Annotated in this window: 16 protein-coding genes and 1 tRNA gene; 7 read left to right on the forward strand and 10 right to left on the reverse strand. The window is 48.8% G+C overall.

The features are described from left to right. The 4 genes from QMA35_RS00555 to gltX all read right to left on the reverse strand — a co-directional run bounded on the left by QMA35_RS00555 (nt 1) and on the right by gltX (nt 2,450). A tRNA-Ala gene (locus QMA35_RS00555) sits at nt 1-76 on the reverse strand. Nucleotides 77-326: 250 nt separating this feature from the next. Then, nucleotides 327-653 (reverse strand): hypothetical protein, encoded by a 327-nt coding sequence (locus tag QMA35_RS00560; protein ID WP_281645175.1) that lies wholly within the window; start codon nt 651-653, stop codon nt 327-329. After that, nucleotides 613-819, reverse strand: coding sequence for a hypothetical protein (locus tag QMA35_RS00565; RefSeq protein WP_281645176.1), 207 nt, complete (start codon nt 817-819; stop codon nt 613-615). Before QMA35_RS00565 ends, QMA35_RS00560 begins: the two co-directional genes overlap by 41 nt. Before the next feature lie 137 nt (nt 820-956). Then, nucleotides 957-2,450, reverse strand: a complete 1,494-nt coding sequence (gene gltX / locus QMA35_RS00570; RefSeq protein WP_281645177.1) for a glutamate--tRNA ligase — start codon at nt 2,448-2,450, stop codon at nt 957-959. A gap of 367 nt (nt 2,451-2,817) precedes the next feature. Between gltX and nhaD the strand changes: the two genes are divergently transcribed. Further along, nucleotides 2,818-4,275: a sodium:proton antiporter NhaD gene (gene nhaD, locus QMA35_RS00575; RefSeq protein ID WP_281645178.1), complete on the forward strand. Its 1,458-nt coding sequence runs from the start codon at nt 2,818-2,820 to the stop codon at nt 4,273-4,275. 246 nt (nt 4,276-4,521) lie between these two features. Next, entirely contained in the window at nt 4,522-5,841 is a 1,320-nt protein-coding gene (locus tag QMA35_RS00580; RefSeq protein ID WP_281645179.1) for an aminotransferase class I/II-fold pyridoxal phosphate-dependent enzyme, read from the forward strand. Between the two features lie 18 nt (nt 5,842-5,859). On the opposite strand, the gene QMA35_RS00585 is transcribed toward QMA35_RS00580, so the two are convergent. Continuing rightward, nucleotides 5,860-6,396 carry a prepilin-type N-terminal cleavage/methylation domain-containing protein gene (locus QMA35_RS00585; protein ID WP_281645180.1) on the reverse strand — a complete coding sequence of 179 codons (537 nt, stop codon included), beginning with the start codon at nt 6,394-6,396 and terminating at the stop codon, nt 5,860-5,862. Between the two features lie 94 nt (nt 6,397-6,490). Here QMA35_RS00585 and msrA point away from each other — a divergent pair, with 94 nt between their 5' ends. The 4 genes from msrA (at nt 6,491) to QMA35_RS00605 (ending at nt 9,561) form a co-directional block, all read left to right on the forward strand. Further along, nucleotides 6,491-7,108: a peptide-methionine (S)-S-oxide reductase MsrA gene (gene msrA / locus QMA35_RS00590; protein ID WP_281645181.1), complete on the forward strand. Its 618-nt coding sequence runs from the start codon at nt 6,491-6,493 to the stop codon at nt 7,106-7,108. A 64-nt stretch (nt 7,109-7,172) separates the two neighbouring features. Further along, a complete protein-coding gene (locus QMA35_RS00595) occupies nt 7,173-7,997 on the forward strand; it encodes an alpha/beta hydrolase (protein ID WP_281645182.1) in 825 nt (274 codons plus the stop codon). A gap of 31 nt (nt 7,998-8,028) precedes the next feature. After that, a complete protein-coding gene (locus tag QMA35_RS00600; RefSeq protein WP_281645183.1) occupies nt 8,029-9,162 on the forward strand; it encodes a tyrosine-type recombinase/integrase in 1,134 nt (377 codons plus the stop codon). A gap of 123 nt (nt 9,163-9,285) precedes the next feature. Further along, nucleotides 9,286-9,561, forward strand: a complete 276-nt coding sequence (locus QMA35_RS00605) for an HU family DNA-binding protein (protein ID WP_281645184.1) — start codon at nt 9,286-9,288, stop codon at nt 9,559-9,561. A 77-nt stretch (nt 9,562-9,638) separates the two neighbouring features. Here QMA35_RS00605 and QMA35_RS00610 read toward each other — a convergent pair whose 3' ends face one another. Further along, entirely contained in the window at nt 9,639-9,968 is a 330-nt protein-coding gene (locus QMA35_RS00610) for a helix-turn-helix transcriptional regulator (protein ID WP_281645185.1), read from the reverse strand. Nucleotides 9,969-10,339: 371 nt separating this feature from the next. On the opposite strand from QMA35_RS00610, the gene QMA35_RS00615 reads away from it, so the two are divergent. Continuing rightward, nucleotides 10,340-11,248 carry a hypothetical protein gene (locus QMA35_RS00615; protein WP_281645186.1) on the forward strand — a complete coding sequence of 303 codons (909 nt, stop codon included), beginning with the start codon at nt 10,340-10,342 and terminating at the stop codon, nt 11,246-11,248. 3 nt (nt 11,249-11,251) lie between these two features. Here QMA35_RS00615 and QMA35_RS00620 read toward each other — a convergent pair whose 3' ends face one another. Genes QMA35_RS00620 through QMA35_RS00635 form a run of 4 tightly spaced genes read right to left on the reverse strand, consistent with a single transcriptional unit; the run spans nt 11,252 to nt 14,056 of the window. After that, nucleotides 11,252-11,839, reverse strand: a complete 588-nt coding sequence (locus tag QMA35_RS00620) for a hypothetical protein (protein ID WP_281645187.1) — start codon at nt 11,837-11,839, stop codon at nt 11,252-11,254. Nucleotides 11,840-11,874: 35 nt separating this feature from the next. Further along, nucleotides 11,875-12,624: a purine-nucleoside phosphorylase gene (gene deoD, locus QMA35_RS00625; protein ID WP_281645188.1), complete on the reverse strand. Its 750-nt coding sequence runs from the start codon at nt 12,622-12,624 to the stop codon at nt 11,875-11,877. Nucleotides 12,625-12,639: 15 nt separating this feature from the next. Next, nucleotides 12,640-12,819: a DUF1427 family protein gene (locus tag QMA35_RS00630; protein WP_281645189.1), complete on the reverse strand. Its 180-nt coding sequence runs from the start codon at nt 12,817-12,819 to the stop codon at nt 12,640-12,642. A 28-nt stretch (nt 12,820-12,847) separates the two neighbouring features. Beyond that, nucleotides 12,848-14,056: a NupC/NupG family nucleoside CNT transporter gene (locus tag QMA35_RS00635; RefSeq protein WP_281645190.1), complete on the reverse strand. Its 1,209-nt coding sequence runs from the start codon at nt 14,054-14,056 to the stop codon at nt 12,848-12,850. Nucleotides 14,057-14,098 lie beyond the last annotated feature (42 nt).

Raw genomic sequence — 14,098 nt, forward strand, 5'->3', positions numbered from 1 at the left:
TGGTGGAGCCTAGCGGGATCGAACCGCTGACCTCAACACTGCCAGTGTTGCGCTCTCCCAGCTGAGCTAAGGCCCCTTTGCACTTTTCTTCGTTTTCTTTCCCTGCCTGATTGGGCTGAGACAGTACCGAAGTGCGGGGCGCATTCTAGGAATCTGCTTATAACGTGTCAAGCAGTAAGCCCTTATTTTTAATAGCTAATCTTTACAAACTTACTCCTGCTCCTGCTGTCTAAGGGGTGTTCAGTATTGAGTTTCAACAAACCAAGGAGGGTGAAAGCATGCATCAAATCCAAATCAATCCTCGTCAGGGATGTAACGGGATTGACCTAAACACCCTGATCGATCAAAACGAAATCGACACGGTTACAGGCACACTTGCAGGCTTTACTGCCGCTGTTTCTGGCTGCGTTATGGCTGGCTGCACCTTTTGCGGCATACCCGTGGCTGGAATTGTTGCGGCAGGCGCAACCACTCTCGTTGGATCTCTCGCGACTGCTGGCTACCTTGGATACAGCTACTGCTGCTACAAGAAAGCTTTTGATCAGAGAAAAGTCAGCATTGTCCCAACGTGGGCGTCGAAATGCATAAAGCAGGGAAAATCGCAGATAACTATCAGGACAAGCTGCTACCCGCACCAGCACCAGCACCAGCACCAGCACCAGCACCAGCACCAAACAATAGTAGTGGATTGAACAGGTTTGTTCGGAATGCAGCCAAAATCGACATTATCGTCATGATGCCAACAGCTGGCCTGCTGATTGCCGGAATGACGAATACAGCCCTGGCTTTTAATTCCCTGCTCTTTGCTGGCACAGCCATAGCCCCAAGCCTTGTTCGAGCGGTAACCGAGAGGCGTATTGCAGGACACCAGTAAACCTCTCTTCGTCCATGAATAAAAAGCCCGCTTTGTCCTGAGATAAAACGGGCTTTTTATTAATACTTAACTGTTAGCTGCTTCAACCAGCATCCTGTCCCAGAGTTCGAAACTCTTTCTCAAGCTTCTTCATCTGTTTTTTGGACACACCACCCAGAACTTCAATGGCATGGCGCAAACGGGCACGACTCATATCCGGCCCCAGAATTTCCATGGAGTCCACCACAGACCAGCTGTTAGGGGTACCAGCCACAGCAACAAAGATCGGCTGCATACAGTCGCCGATCTTGTAACCCATATCTTTTGCCAGACCTTTGATATCGCCAAAGATATTATCTTTAGTCCAGATACGCTGGGCCTCCAGCTTCCACAGAGCAAACTGAAGAAGTTTGCGCACACCATCCTGATCCAGTTTTTTATGGGTGAAATCGTCTTCCTTCAGATCCAGCATACCGCTGAACATAAAGTTAGCCATTGGCGCGAAATCAGAGAGTTTTTCGGAACGCTCTTTAGCGAATGGCAGGAACTTCTTGATATAAGTTTCGTTCAGCAGCCAGCCGTGGAGACGATCAGCATATTCATCAACGCTCAGGTTTTCACGAATCCAGCTGCCATTCAACCAGGACAGTTTTTCCTGATCGAAGATCGGCCCCCCCAGAGAGACACGGTTAAGGTCGAAGTTTTCAATCATTTCCTGAACAGTGAACTTTTCCCGCTCGTCTGGCATGGACCAACCCATACGGCCGAGATAGTTCACAACCGCTTCCGGCAGATAACCCATATCACGATAATAAGTGATGCTGGTTGGGTTCTTACGCTTGGAGAGCTTGCTCTTATCCGGGTTGCGCAGCAGCGGCATGTGGCACAGCTGAGGCATGTCCCAACCAAAATATTGGTAAAGCAGAATGTGCTTGGGCGCGGAATTAATCCACTCTTCACCACGAATGACATGAGTGATACCCATCAGGTGGTCATCAACCACGTTGGCCAGGTGATAGGTTGGCATACCATCGGCTTTCACCAATACCTGCATATCAACCTGCTTCCAGTCGATTTCAATTTCGCCTCGAAGCATATCGTTAACTTTACAAGTGCCCTCTTCCGGAATCTTCATCCGCAGAACGTGAGACTCACCGGCATCCAGCTTAGCCTGCACTTCACTTTCACTCAGGTGTAAGCAATGGCCATCGTAGCCGGAACCTTCTTTATTTGCTTCTTGCTGCTTACGCAGCTCATCCAGACGCTCAGAGGAACAGAAGCAACGGAAAGCATGGTCTTTTTCCAATAGCTTTTTGCCGTGCTTGTCGTAAATATCACGACGCTCGCTCTGGCGATAGGGGCCACAAGAGCCGCCATTGTCCGGGCCCTCATCCCAGTCCAAACCCAGCCAGCGCAGAGAATCCAGAATCTGCTGTTCTGATTCACGGGTGCTGCGAACCTGATCGGTGTCTTCTATACGAAGCAGAAACTGACCGCCCTGGCTTTTGGCAAACGCCATGTTGAAAAGAGCGATAAACGCGGTGCCTACGTGAGGGTCACCAGTCGGAGAAGGAGCTACACGGGTACGAACGGTCATAGTACTGTTCAGCAATTAAAAATGAATGGGCGGATTATAAAACCATTCTCTGGCGAACTCCTACCTGTCTGTTAAAAATCACTGTCTTGTTCTGTTGAGGCGAGCAAGTGCTGCATATAGAATACGCTGCTCAAAAAAACACCCAACACTGATTCTTTGCTTATTATTGAGTCAGGACACAAAGGCGTGGTTATTGCTTCTACACTTAGCTCTGTGAGAACTGGCGGGAAAGAGTATGATTAATCAATAACCAGTCAATACTTAAAATGCGGAAAACGGATAGTCTGCACCCTTCCTATTCGGATTCCTGAAAAAAATGCTGGATAAACCAATTAATTATTAGATTATCAGTTAGTCCGGAAACACCATGAAAGACAGCGCGATATCGTCCCTGAAGACCTTTATGCACCCAATAAAAACCAAAAAAATCTTTAACACCAGATCTATCAACATTATGGCCATGCTTATGGTGATGTTTCCGGGGCTTGCAATAGCGTCGACAGGAGAGTCATCGGAGCTATCAAGTCATGGTCTGGCAATTGGATGCCTTATTGTTTTCACAGTTGCTTACCTCGCCGTCATTTTTGAAGAGCAGCTGCATCTGCGCAAATCCAAACCAATGCTGTTGGCTGCAGGCATTATCTGGGTGATGATTTCCATACTGGCCGGCCAGCAGGGTATCGACAAAACCACCATCGAAGAAGCAGTTATGTACGACCTGGAAGAGTACGCGGCTCTTCTACTCTTCCTTCTGGTAGCCATGACCTATGTAAATGCCCTTGAGGAACGGGGTGTTTTCCAGACTCTGCGGGTATGGCTTGTTGCCCAGGGGTTCAGTTACCGCGCACTGTTCTGGGTAACCGGGGTATTGGCATTCTTTATTTCTCCCATCGCAGATAACCTGACCACAGCGCTGGTTATGGGGGCGGTTATCATGTCGGTAGGCAAAGACCAGCCAAAGTTTGTGGTGCCTGCTCTGGTTAATGTTGTGGTGGCAGCCAATGCTGGCGGAGCCTTCAGCCCCTTTGGGGATATCACTACTTTGATGGTGTGGCAGGCTGGCAAGGTCGACTTCTTTGGTTTCTTCTCTTTGTTCCTGCCTTCTGTGGTGAACTTTATACTTCCAGCATTGTTGATGTCGCCATTTATTCCCAATGAGCACCCAGCTCCTATCACCGGGAAAGTGAGAATGCGAACAGGCGCCAAAGGAATGTGCTTTCTGTTCCTGATCACAATCACCCTGGCTGTTACCTTTGAACAGGTATTCCACCTACCTCCCTTCTTGGGAATGGTTACTGGCCTATCTCTGCTGATGTTCTACACATGGATTCTGAAACTTCGTACTGGCGGATATATTTCTGATCATCGTGAAGCCCATATCCGCAAATATGGCCATTTGGACACGTTTGAGAAAGTCTCCCATGCCGAGTGGGATACCTTGTTCTTCTTCTTTGGCGTTATGTTCGCCGTAGGCGGGCTGAGCTATCTGGGTTATCTGCAAATGCTGTCTGAAGGTATGTACGGCAATGTTGGTCCCTTTATAACCAACGTTGCTGCCGGTTTGATGTCAGCCGTGATTGATAATATCCCGGTGATGTTTGCCATTCTCGATATGAGCCCGGAAATGAATGAATTCCAATGGCTGCTGATCACCCTCGCCGCTGGCGTTGGTGGCAGCCTCCTCTCCGTAGGCTCTGCAGCCGGTGTGGCATTGATGGGTGTATCCAAAGGGAATTATACCTTTATGACCCACCTTCGCTGGAGCTGGGCTGTTCTGATTGGTTATTTTGCCAGCATAGCCACACACTGGCTGATCAACGGGTAAACTGTCTTCGCAAGAGCCTGGTGAACGCCAGACTCTTGCTGCCACTCTCCTAGTCAGACGCTGGCACAATTCCCACGCCAACCTTCACCATTCCCCGGGACGACGTTTGTCTGTTCTCTGGAATAACAAGAAAACAATAATCGAGGAGTTATTAAATCACCGGTAAATTCGGTTGATGAAAACCTGTTACATTTTTTTGTAAAGAAAGCATTTACCCTTTGTCAGGATTGTGGGAATAATCAATGCGTGTGCAAGGAAATAAATCCAACAATCAATGCACTGATAAAAGCCATGATCACAACAGACCAGCTGAACAGTAATATCCGCGGACTGAAGCCTTCAGCCACATTGCAGATCAATGAAGACAGCAACCGACTGATCCGTCAGGGGCGGGATATCATCAAGCTTGGCCTCGGACAATCCCCCTTCCCGGTCCCCCCCCCTGTTGTGAAAGCCTTGCAGGACAATGCCCATGAAAAGGACTACCTGCCTGTCAGGGGTCTTGATCAGTTAAGGAAAACGGTTGCCACCTACTACCAAAAGCGGGACGGTATTGAGCGCTCTGCCGATGACATTCTGGTTGGCCCCGGCTCCAAAGAGCTGCTGTTCAACCTGCAAATGGCCTGCAATGGCGAACTGTTAATTCCTGCGCCATCCTGGGTCTCCTATGCACCACAGGCCATTATTATTGGGCGCAAGGTCACCTGGCTGCCAACAAAGGCGGAGAACAATTGGCGCATTGATCCGGAAACTCTGGATCAGTTCTGCACATACAACCCCGGCCGCCCCCGCATTCTTATTCTAAACTACCCATCCAACCCCACCGGGTGCAGTTACGATAGTGAAAGCCTAGCGGCGCTCGCAGCTGTGACTCGCAAGCATGGCATTATAGTTGTCGCTGATGAGATCTATGCAGAAACCAACTACAGCGGCAGTCACGAGTCTATGGCAGCCCATTACCCGGAAGGTACAGTGATCAGCAGTGGCCTGAGTAAGTGGTGCGGCGCTGGCGGCTGGAGACTCGGAGTCATGGTATTTCCCGATTCATTGCGGGAGCTCCAAAACACCATGGCGGTTATTGCCAGCGAGACCTTCACGTCCATAAGCGCCCCAACCCAGTACGCTGCCTGCACAGCATTCACCCCCTCTTCAGAGCTGGACGAATATCTCAGCGCATCCAGAAAAGTTCTCCAGACTATTGCCTCGTATATGGTTAACCGTTTGCGGGATTGCGACTTGGAAATGCAGAATCCTGAGGGTGGTTTTTATATTCTGGTAAGCTTCGAAAAATGGCGGGAAAAGCTTTATCACAACGGCATTACCACCCCCGACCAACTGTGCCAGCAACTTCTTAATAATGCTGGTGTCGCCCTCCTGCCTGGTACAGACTTTGGCTTGCCGGAAAATCAGCTTTATACCCGGCTAGCCTTTGTGGACTTTGATGGGGAAAAAGCGCTGAATGCGATAACAGAAAAAAATACGCCCAACGAAGAGCTTTTGAAAAACTACTGCCCCAAACTGGTCATAGCCTGCGACCGGATAAAACAGTGGTTACAGGCTCTATAAAGGCAGGCTTCGAAAGAGTTATTGGGACATCAGTGCACTCTGAACATTGTTTTCCTGACATCGTTCAGGGTGCTCACCGGAGAAAATAATACTTTCATTGTAATTGCCGCACAGGAAAATCAGGTCTCCACGGCCTGACTCTACCCAACCCAGAGTCAGTGTGCGGTGATAAGGGTCTTCGACATCAAGAACCTTACGCTTCAGGCCAAGTACATAAAGCCCATGGGCTGGGCTGCCACCAGATGCAGCCACGTTGTAATATATTCTTCTCTCAATAATATCCCCATCTTCGATAGAGACGGTTTTACTGTTATTCAGCCCCTGGACGGTTCTAGGAAGTCTCCCTGTTGAAGAGTACTTACTCATAACTTCCAGCTTTGCCGAAGCCATAATATTCATAGCCTCACGCAAATACATCTTCTGGCTATTACCTTTAAAAGCTAGAGACGCCACCATAGAAATAATGGATATTATTGCAATAACAACCATAAGCTCGACAAGAGTAAAGCCTTTAACCTTTTTCCTCATGACACAATTCCAAGGGTGATTAGACATTCATCTCCCAGAAATATCGGCGATAAAGGTATAAGCCTGAGCTGAATCCGCAGCAGGACATCAGGCGTATAGATGGGAAACAGGAGAAATTTCCATGTACAAAACCATTATTCATAAAGCATTACTGCCTGCCCTGTTTCTTGGCGCCACTCTTCAGGCACAAGCTCGCACCGAAGAAGCTGTGTTTGCCGGTGGCTGTTTCTGGTGTACCGAATCTGATTTTGAAAAGCTGGATGGCGTGATCTCGGCAGAAAGTGGCTATACCGGCGGCCCGGAAAAAAATCCCACTTATCGTCAAGTTTCCTCTGGAAGAACCCGCCATATTGAATCTGTTCGTGTTACTTATGATCCGGATAAGGTGTCTTACGAAACTCTGCTTTATACCTATTGGCGAAGTGTTGACCCTACCGTTGCTAATAAACAGTTTTGCGACTCTGGCCCTCATTATCGAACCGCAATTTTCTACAAAGGAAAAGAACAGGAAGACGCCGCCAAACAATCACTGAAAGCCCTGCAGGACAGCAAACGTTTCCCAAAAATCTATACAGACCTCTATGCTCTGGGTGACTTCTGGCCTGCTGAGGAATATCACCAGGACTATTACAAGAAAAACCCGATTCGCTACAACTTCTACCGCAGTCGCTGCGGTCGAGATAACAGACTGGAACAGATCTGGGGAAAAGAAGCTGGCACCCACAAGCCAACCCCATAACCCAACCAGAACAGAATAGTCATGACCATCACCTCCCGGTCGATACATCGTCGGGGAGGTGCTTATGGCCATTACTTATATCAACGGATACCCACTGTTTTACCGGCTTGTTGGAACTCAAACTCAGCAGCCACCAATTGTCTTGATTCATGGACTGGCATCCAGCCATAAAGACTGGCTACTGCAAATGCCAACACTTTGCCGTAGCCGCCAGGTTGTTCTGGTAGACCTACCCGGCCATGGCCGGAGTGGTTACAGATCACCACCCAGTGTTCAGGCGATGGCTGACGACATTCATCGTTTACTGCAACAGCTGAATATTAAGCTCTGTGATGTGATGGGTATTTCTATGGGGGGAATGGTGGCTATGTCACTGGCAGCGGCTCGCCCTGCCTTGATACAAAAACTCATTCTGGTAAACACTGCCCCATCTCTGCATGATGTTATACGGCCGATACGTTACCTCCTGCCATTACATAATCTTCTGGCTTATATTCCTGCCCCTGTTCTTGCCAAGATTTTGCTGCATAACCTGTTGCCGGGCAAGCAGTTAGCGGCTGTTCGACACCATGCCCAAAAATACTGGCAAAAAAATAATCCCCGCATCATTGCGGAAATACTGAAGCAGCTTACCTTCACCAATTTATGGCCACAAGTTGCTGATATTCGTGCAAAAACCTTGATGATTCGGGGCCAACACGACACCTTCACTTTATCGGCAGCTTTAAGAATCTGTCAGACAATCCCAAAAGCCAGACTGATCACAATTCGAGACTCCGGTCACGCCACTATCGTAGACAAACACGCTCGCTTTAATGAAATCCTGCAACAGTTTTTGGAGGAGAAGAACAAGGTAAAATTCAACCTGGGAAGTTTGGTCGACCTGTAACAAAGGACTGGGCTGATGATATAGTCAGCCCATGACTTTGCCTGAACTGATATCGCCGTCCACTTCTGCCCTATCCCTGCAGCAGACACCATCCACAAATCTTCATAATAAACTGGGAGTCGATAGCGACCAGGATGCTCTTGCGCTTTTTCTTCGCAGAGCCGCCAGACGATCAGATGAAACCCTACGCCGCTATACCCGTGAGCTGGTTCGTTTTACCGCATTTATTCGACAAGAACGTCTGAAAAGTTACACAGAATGCACTGTTGCGGATATTGAAGTATATGTGAGCTTTCTCCATACCCCTTGGGCGCACTGGCAAGAACCGGGTATGGATAAAAGCAATCCAGAGAAAGTATTTTTTCCCAACCCTATAACACCGGGCAAAAGTACAGATCAGATCATCACTGTTTTAAACAGCTTTTTCAGTTATTTGCAGGCGACTGGCTACCTCTCCGGAAACCCTGTCCACGGATTTGACAAGAGCGGAGAGAAAGTTGCTCGGGGCCATGGGGAAACCCGTTTTTTCTACGAAGACGAGTGGGCTGTAATCGTTGAGGCGATCCAACAATATCCAAACCATAAGCCTCGTCACAGCCTGGAAAAAGCTCGACTGGAATATATTTTTGGCGTTGCTTACGGGTTAGGGCTGCGGCAATCGGAAATGGCTAACCATACCTGCAACGATATACGACAAGACCGATATGGTGACCTGAGCTTATTAATAAAGGGTAAAGGCCGTCGTTTAAGGCAACTGCCGGTAAACGACAACATCATGCAAACCATTATCAAATACAGAAATTTTCATAATCTGGATGGCTTTGCTAAAGACGGTTTTCCGTTAGCTCCTTGCCTGAGACCTATTGCCGAAGATGGCAGCTTTCGCGCTATGAGCCAGAGACAAATACGTAAGTGGTTTGCTCAATTTATGGAGCATTGTGCAGCCAAGGCAAAAGTACACGACCAGGATCTTGCGCAGCGGTTACTTACAAAGAGCTTTCACTCCCTTCGCCATACAACACTGTCTCATCTGGCACGCAAGATGGACATTGAAGACCTGGCACTGTTCGCAGGACATGAGGCAATAACGACAACGCAACAGTATTACACCCCTGAACGACAGCGGTTAAGAGAACTAACAGAAGATCACGGTCTGGGTAAATAAGCTATGTTTATCAACTCCGGCGAACTTATCCGTTTTTTTCCCTTAGCGGCGCTACCCGCACCGTTAGCTTTCGTGTATTATCGCCGCCTCGAAACTTTGGCTGTAGTAACATCAGGACTCGACATGAACAAAAAAGAGCTGATTGAGGCAGTAGCCGAACAGGCAGATCTGCCCAAGAGCAAGGCTGAACTGGCAGTTAATGCGTTCCTGCACGCAACCCAGGATGCCCTGGTTCGCGGCGAGCCTGTTCAGCTGATCGGCTTCGGTACTTTCACCGTTGCTGACCGTGCTGCTCGCAAGGGTCGCAACCCTCAGACTGGCCAAGAAATTGAGATCCCTGCATCTCGGGTACCTCAGTTCAAAGCTGGCGCTAAGCTGAAAGAATCCGTGAACGCTTAATCGCGTACCCGGATACGAAAAAAGAGCATTTTTATGCTCTTTTTTTGTATCCGACTTTTACACTTTTCGCTCACTGATCAGTGCATAACCTTGATAACGTCGAGAAGTGCTTTCTTGTGGCGAGTATTCAGGCGGGCAAGCATGCGGTTGATTTCATCATCCAACTCATCATCGCTGATTTCGCCGTTGTCCACGGTGATGTACTGATTACCGCGGCCAGTTGCCAGCCATTCAAAAGAGACATCCAGAGTCTCTGCGATCTTGCGGAGGTTATCCAGGCTTGGCCTGCTCATGTCGGTTTCCCACTGAGCCAGTGCACTTCTGGAAATGCCGATCAGATCGGCCAATGCCTGTTGTGAAAGGCGCTTTTCCCTTCGGGTCTTTATTAGTCGTATTGTGAGAGTCATAACTGCGCTCCATTATCCCTGTCTGTTTTTACGGCTCCATCGCGCAGACACTTACTCTGCAACCTTGCTCTCAGGCTCCCTGTCAGATTCCCTCCCGAAAGTTCGAAGGAGCCCCAAAGAGTTGATGGCGGACCTGAAATATGGACACATGCCACATTCGTTCACAGATTTAGAAGCCTTAATGGGGTAGAAGTTCCCCAAGGTACGACTGAAGAGTTAGTAATAGACGATAGCTTTGTTACCAGAGCCGACGGGCGATTATGTGGGACAACTTAGACAGCATCCATCCCAAATAAGTTCCTGCAACTTTGGTATGAGATCAGGAAAAGGCGTGCTATGTTGCTATCAACTCAAACCTACGATTGTATAATATGGATAAAAAGGCATTAGCTCGACTACAGGTACGAGATACCCTGATTGACCTTATTGAGGCCAGAGATGCATTTCGGGAGCTCCTGCTCAATGACTACCAGCTTCCGGCCTGGACTTATCAGGATGAAAGTTCTCGAGAAGACCCTCGCGCCCTCTCAGCAAAAATCAGCCTGAAGCTCACCTATGACCCGGAGCAGCCTGGTCAGGAGACCCTCAAGCTGACCGGGCTGATTGGTATCTCAGAAGAAACCCTCACCTTGGGCGAAACCCTGAATCTGGCTAAAACCGATTTCAAGGAAGCCATGCAGAACTTTCGCAAATGTTTCGGCAAAGGCTTTGATATGACCGAGCTCAGTTCCAGAGAGCTAAGAGAAGGTTTGCTAGGTAACCTGCATATTCAGCATATACATTTTGTGCAGTGCTACCGGCACCTGAAGCTCTTCCCGGTGGCCCCTCGTCGCATCGGCTTCAGTTGGGCATCCGCTACCCATGGCAGCGTGCGTATGAAAGCCACAAAGGCCATTGCTTATTTGAACAGCAATTTTACTCCCAGCATTGGTATGGCCGAAGATATCGCCAAGCTGGAGAAGCTTCCTGAATCATCGGATGTTGTCATTCGACGCCCTCTCGCCCCACACCTGCGTGCGAATCTTACCTGGCCAGATACCATAAAGGAAAAGCGCAGACTGGATAGCGAAAGCAGGAAACAATGGCCTCTGCAGATTAATACTCCGCTCCCGCTTTTTGTTCATTTGAAGCAAGGGGAACCTCTGCCGGAGTTTAATCGCATTCGCCCCTGGGATCCGGCCATGAAGCAGGAACGCCTACAAAGAAGTGATACGAGATTAGTGCCCTTTTCTAATCGCCCCGGATCAATGCTTTACCTTCCAGCATCTCAGGAGGCATAAAGGTCACACTCTGTCATCAAGTCGCAACTGGGAAAATATCTGTTCGACCACACTCCAGTCATTTTCCCAGTAGCCGGGCTGACTTTCAAAAGAGAGCACGTATAGGGTTCCAGTTCTTTCATTGCCTATTAACAAATTGAATTTTTTAACCGGCTCTTTTCTACCACTGAAATGCAATGACGTTGCCGCCATGCTAACCAAAACCCCGGATTTGTTTTTCCAGGTTTCTAAAACCCGCGCAGACCGGGAAAGATCCACCATAAACAGCTCCATGTGGCGTTTCGGTGACAATCCGGTTCTGACTTCAGCACCTTGCAATATATTAATGCTGACTTTGGGGGGAAGCTTCCGACCATGACGTTGTTTCAGCATCTGATACTTCATCACACCATCGGAAGGAGAACTGTCAGTCAGAGATTCAAAAGACCAGCCGGAGGGAACAAGGAAATGGCACTCAAGGGAACCGCATGCCTTCCACGCATACCCCGGAGGAGCGAGTTCCCCCCCCTGAGCTGTGGCAGACAGCGATTGGGGTAAAAATATGAGCAACAATGCTGCGAACAATAATCCGTTAAATCCCTTGCTTATCATGGTTGCTATTCCATCAGTGCGAACCTCCTTTCAGTCTAATGACTTTTCCGCTGATTGCTTCCATAAAGTTCAACAATCCCTAAAACTAGTTGTACGGCCCGCCGGAAACTGTTCTCTCGGTCATCAGATGACAAAACTCGCCCGCTGCCTTCTATATGATCATTGACCGCACACACAGAAAGAGCTTTACGGCCACACTCCGCCGCCACCCCGTACAACCCGGCACTGTTCATATCAGCACCAAGAATCCCCATACGCAACATGCCACGCAGGCAGCCCTGCTCCATGTCCTCGCCATCTGCAAGAAATATATCTGCAGTGCACACATTACCCACCCGCACTGGCACAGATTTCTCTTCTGCGAGCTGCCAGGCCAGGCACAGCAACTCAAAGTCGGCCACTGCAGAAAAATCACCACCAGCAAAACGGATACGATTCACGCCGGAAAACGTACTGGCACCTGAAGCTAGAACAAGGTCACGCACGGAAACCCGTTGATGCAAGGCATAGCACTCACCAATGCTGACTATGACTTCCACCCCATAATCCACAAACAGTTCTCGCGCATAAATACTGGTGGAGGGAATGCCCATTCCACTTCCCATAACAGATACGGGCACCCCTCTGTAGAGTCCGGTGAAGCCCAGCATATTTCGAACTGCAGTAATCTCCTTGACAGATTCCAGAAAACCATCAGAAATATAGCGAGCCTGAAGAGGATCATCCGGCATAATAACCACAGGGGCAAAAGCCCCCGGCACAGCACTAATATGGGGAGTGGTCATCGCTTCCTCCTGACACTACAGTCGCCCCACAAGGGAAACGAATTCAAGATACGCATACCGCCCAAGAAAGATACCTGCTACCCCCATCACACCTGTCAAAGCAGAAGGCGCAGGAATGGGCAGTTTCAACCATGAGAACAAAACCCCCACCGCAAAGCCTGTGGCAGTGGCCAGAAATACATCGTACCAATACATGCCTTAGTTACCGTTTTTATAATCGCCTTTAAAGGAACAGGCCGGCCAAAGCTGCACTCATCAGGTTGGACAGGGTTCCTGCCAGAACTGCTTTTAATCCAAGGCTGGCAATATCAGGCCGACGCTTGGGAGCAAGAACCCCAAGCCCACCAAGCAAAATGGCAATAGAGGAAAGGTTGGCAAACCCACACAGCGCGAAAGAAATAACAGCCTGAGTTTTCAAAGAGAGTACTTCCCTGACTTCAATAAAGTCTATATAGGCAACAAACTCATTCACTATCAACTTCTGGCCAATCATACTTCCGGCGATAATAGCCTCATCCCAAGGCACCCCCAGCGCCCAGGCGATAGGAGAAAAGATATAACCAAGGATTTCCTGAATGGTGAGATCTTCAAAGCCAAACAGCCCTCCCCCCCAGCCAAAAATTCCATTTAACAAAGCAATCAATGCAATAAATGCCAGCAGCATGGCACCTACATTCACAGCTAGCATCATTCCCGATGAAGCACCTGTGGCGGCAGCATCCAGCACGTTGGCGTGTTCGCCAGATTCCATGGGTCCGGCAGTATCATCAGGCTTTTCTGTCTCCGGAATAATGATTTTGGCCATTAACAAGCCACCAGGTGCTGCCATAAAACTGGCTGCAATCAGGTAACCAATATTAACGCCGAGACTGGCATAACCAGCAAGTACCGCACCGGCAACGGAGGCAAGGCCGCCAACCATTACCGCAAACAATTCAGACTTGGTCATTGTTGGCACATAGGGTTTAACCAGAAGCGGAGCTTCTGTCTGGCCAACGAAAATATTACCGGTCGCGGAAATGGATTCCGTACGGCTGGTTCCCAGAAACTTCTGCAGACCACCACCGAGAAACTTCACAATAGCCTGCATAATTCCCAAGTGGTACAGCACAGAAATCAGTGCCGAGAAGAATATGATCATCGGCAGAACCTTTATGGCAAAGATAAAGCCAATCTTCGAGGGGTCAGCAAGATTACCAAAAAGGAAGTTAATACCATCATTGGCATAATTCATCACCTGTTGCACAGCAGTGGAAACACCACCCAGTGCATCCCGACCGAAGGGAACAGCCAGCACGAACCCAGCAAAGCAGACCTGTATCAGCAGTGCTCCGCCTACAGTTCGCCAGTTGATCGATCGTTTATTCTCGGAAAACAACCAGGCAATAAACAGAAGAAGTACAATACCAAAGAGGCTATTGAGAATATTCATGGCGGGTATCACAGTATCCATCTAGAACAGGAAGTGTTCCTG

This window comes from Parendozoicomonas sp. Alg238-R29 (genome assembly GCF_947331445.1).
GTDB lineage: Bacteria > Pseudomonadota > Gammaproteobacteria > Pseudomonadales > Endozoicomonadaceae > Sansalvadorimonas.

What these genes read in the sequence shown, in the direction of transcription:
- QMA35_RS00565 (WP_281645176.1), bottom strand. Translation starts at nt 819, where the DNA reads ATGGCTGTGCCAGCAAAGAGCAGGGAATTAAAAGCCAGGGCTGTATTC.
- gltX (WP_281645177.1), bottom strand. Translation starts at nt 2,450, where the DNA reads ATGACCGTTCGTACCCGTGTAGCTCCTTCTCCGACTGGTGACCCTCAC.
- nhaD (WP_281645178.1), top strand. Translation starts at nt 2,818, where the DNA reads ATGAAAGACAGCGCGATATCGTCCCTGAAGACCTTTATGCACCCAATA.
- QMA35_RS00585 (WP_281645180.1), bottom strand. Translation starts at nt 6,396, where the DNA reads ATGTCTAATCACCCTTGGAATTGTGTCATGAGGAAAAAGGTTAAAGGC.
- msrA (WP_281645181.1), top strand. Translation starts at nt 6,491, where the DNA reads ATGTACAAAACCATTATTCATAAAGCATTACTGCCTGCCCTGTTTCTT.
- QMA35_RS00595 (WP_281645182.1), top strand. Translation starts at nt 7,173, where the DNA reads ATGGCCATTACTTATATCAACGGATACCCACTGTTTTACCGGCTTGTT.
- QMA35_RS00600 (WP_281645183.1), top strand. Translation starts at nt 8,029, where the DNA reads ATGACTTTGCCTGAACTGATATCGCCGTCCACTTCTGCCCTATCCCTG.
- QMA35_RS00605 (WP_281645184.1), top strand. Translation starts at nt 9,286, where the DNA reads ATGAACAAAAAAGAGCTGATTGAGGCAGTAGCCGAACAGGCAGATCTG.
- QMA35_RS00610 (WP_281645185.1), bottom strand. Translation starts at nt 9,968, where the DNA reads ATGACTCTCACAATACGACTAATAAAGACCCGAAGGGAAAAGCGCCTT.
- QMA35_RS00615 (WP_281645186.1), top strand. Translation starts at nt 10,340, where the DNA reads ATGGATAAAAAGGCATTAGCTCGACTACAGGTACGAGATACCCTGATT.
- QMA35_RS00620 (WP_281645187.1), bottom strand. Translation starts at nt 11,839, where the DNA reads ATGATAAGCAAGGGATTTAACGGATTATTGTTCGCAGCATTGTTGCTC.
- deoD (WP_281645188.1), bottom strand. Translation starts at nt 12,624, where the DNA reads ATGACCACTCCCCATATTAGTGCTGTGCCGGGGGCTTTTGCCCCTGTG.
- QMA35_RS00630 (WP_281645189.1), bottom strand. Translation starts at nt 12,819, where the DNA reads ATGTATTGGTACGATGTATTTCTGGCCACTGCCACAGGCTTTGCGGTG.
- QMA35_RS00635 (WP_281645190.1), bottom strand. Translation starts at nt 14,056, where the DNA reads ATGAATATTCTCAATAGCCTCTTTGGTATTGTACTTCTTCTGTTTATT.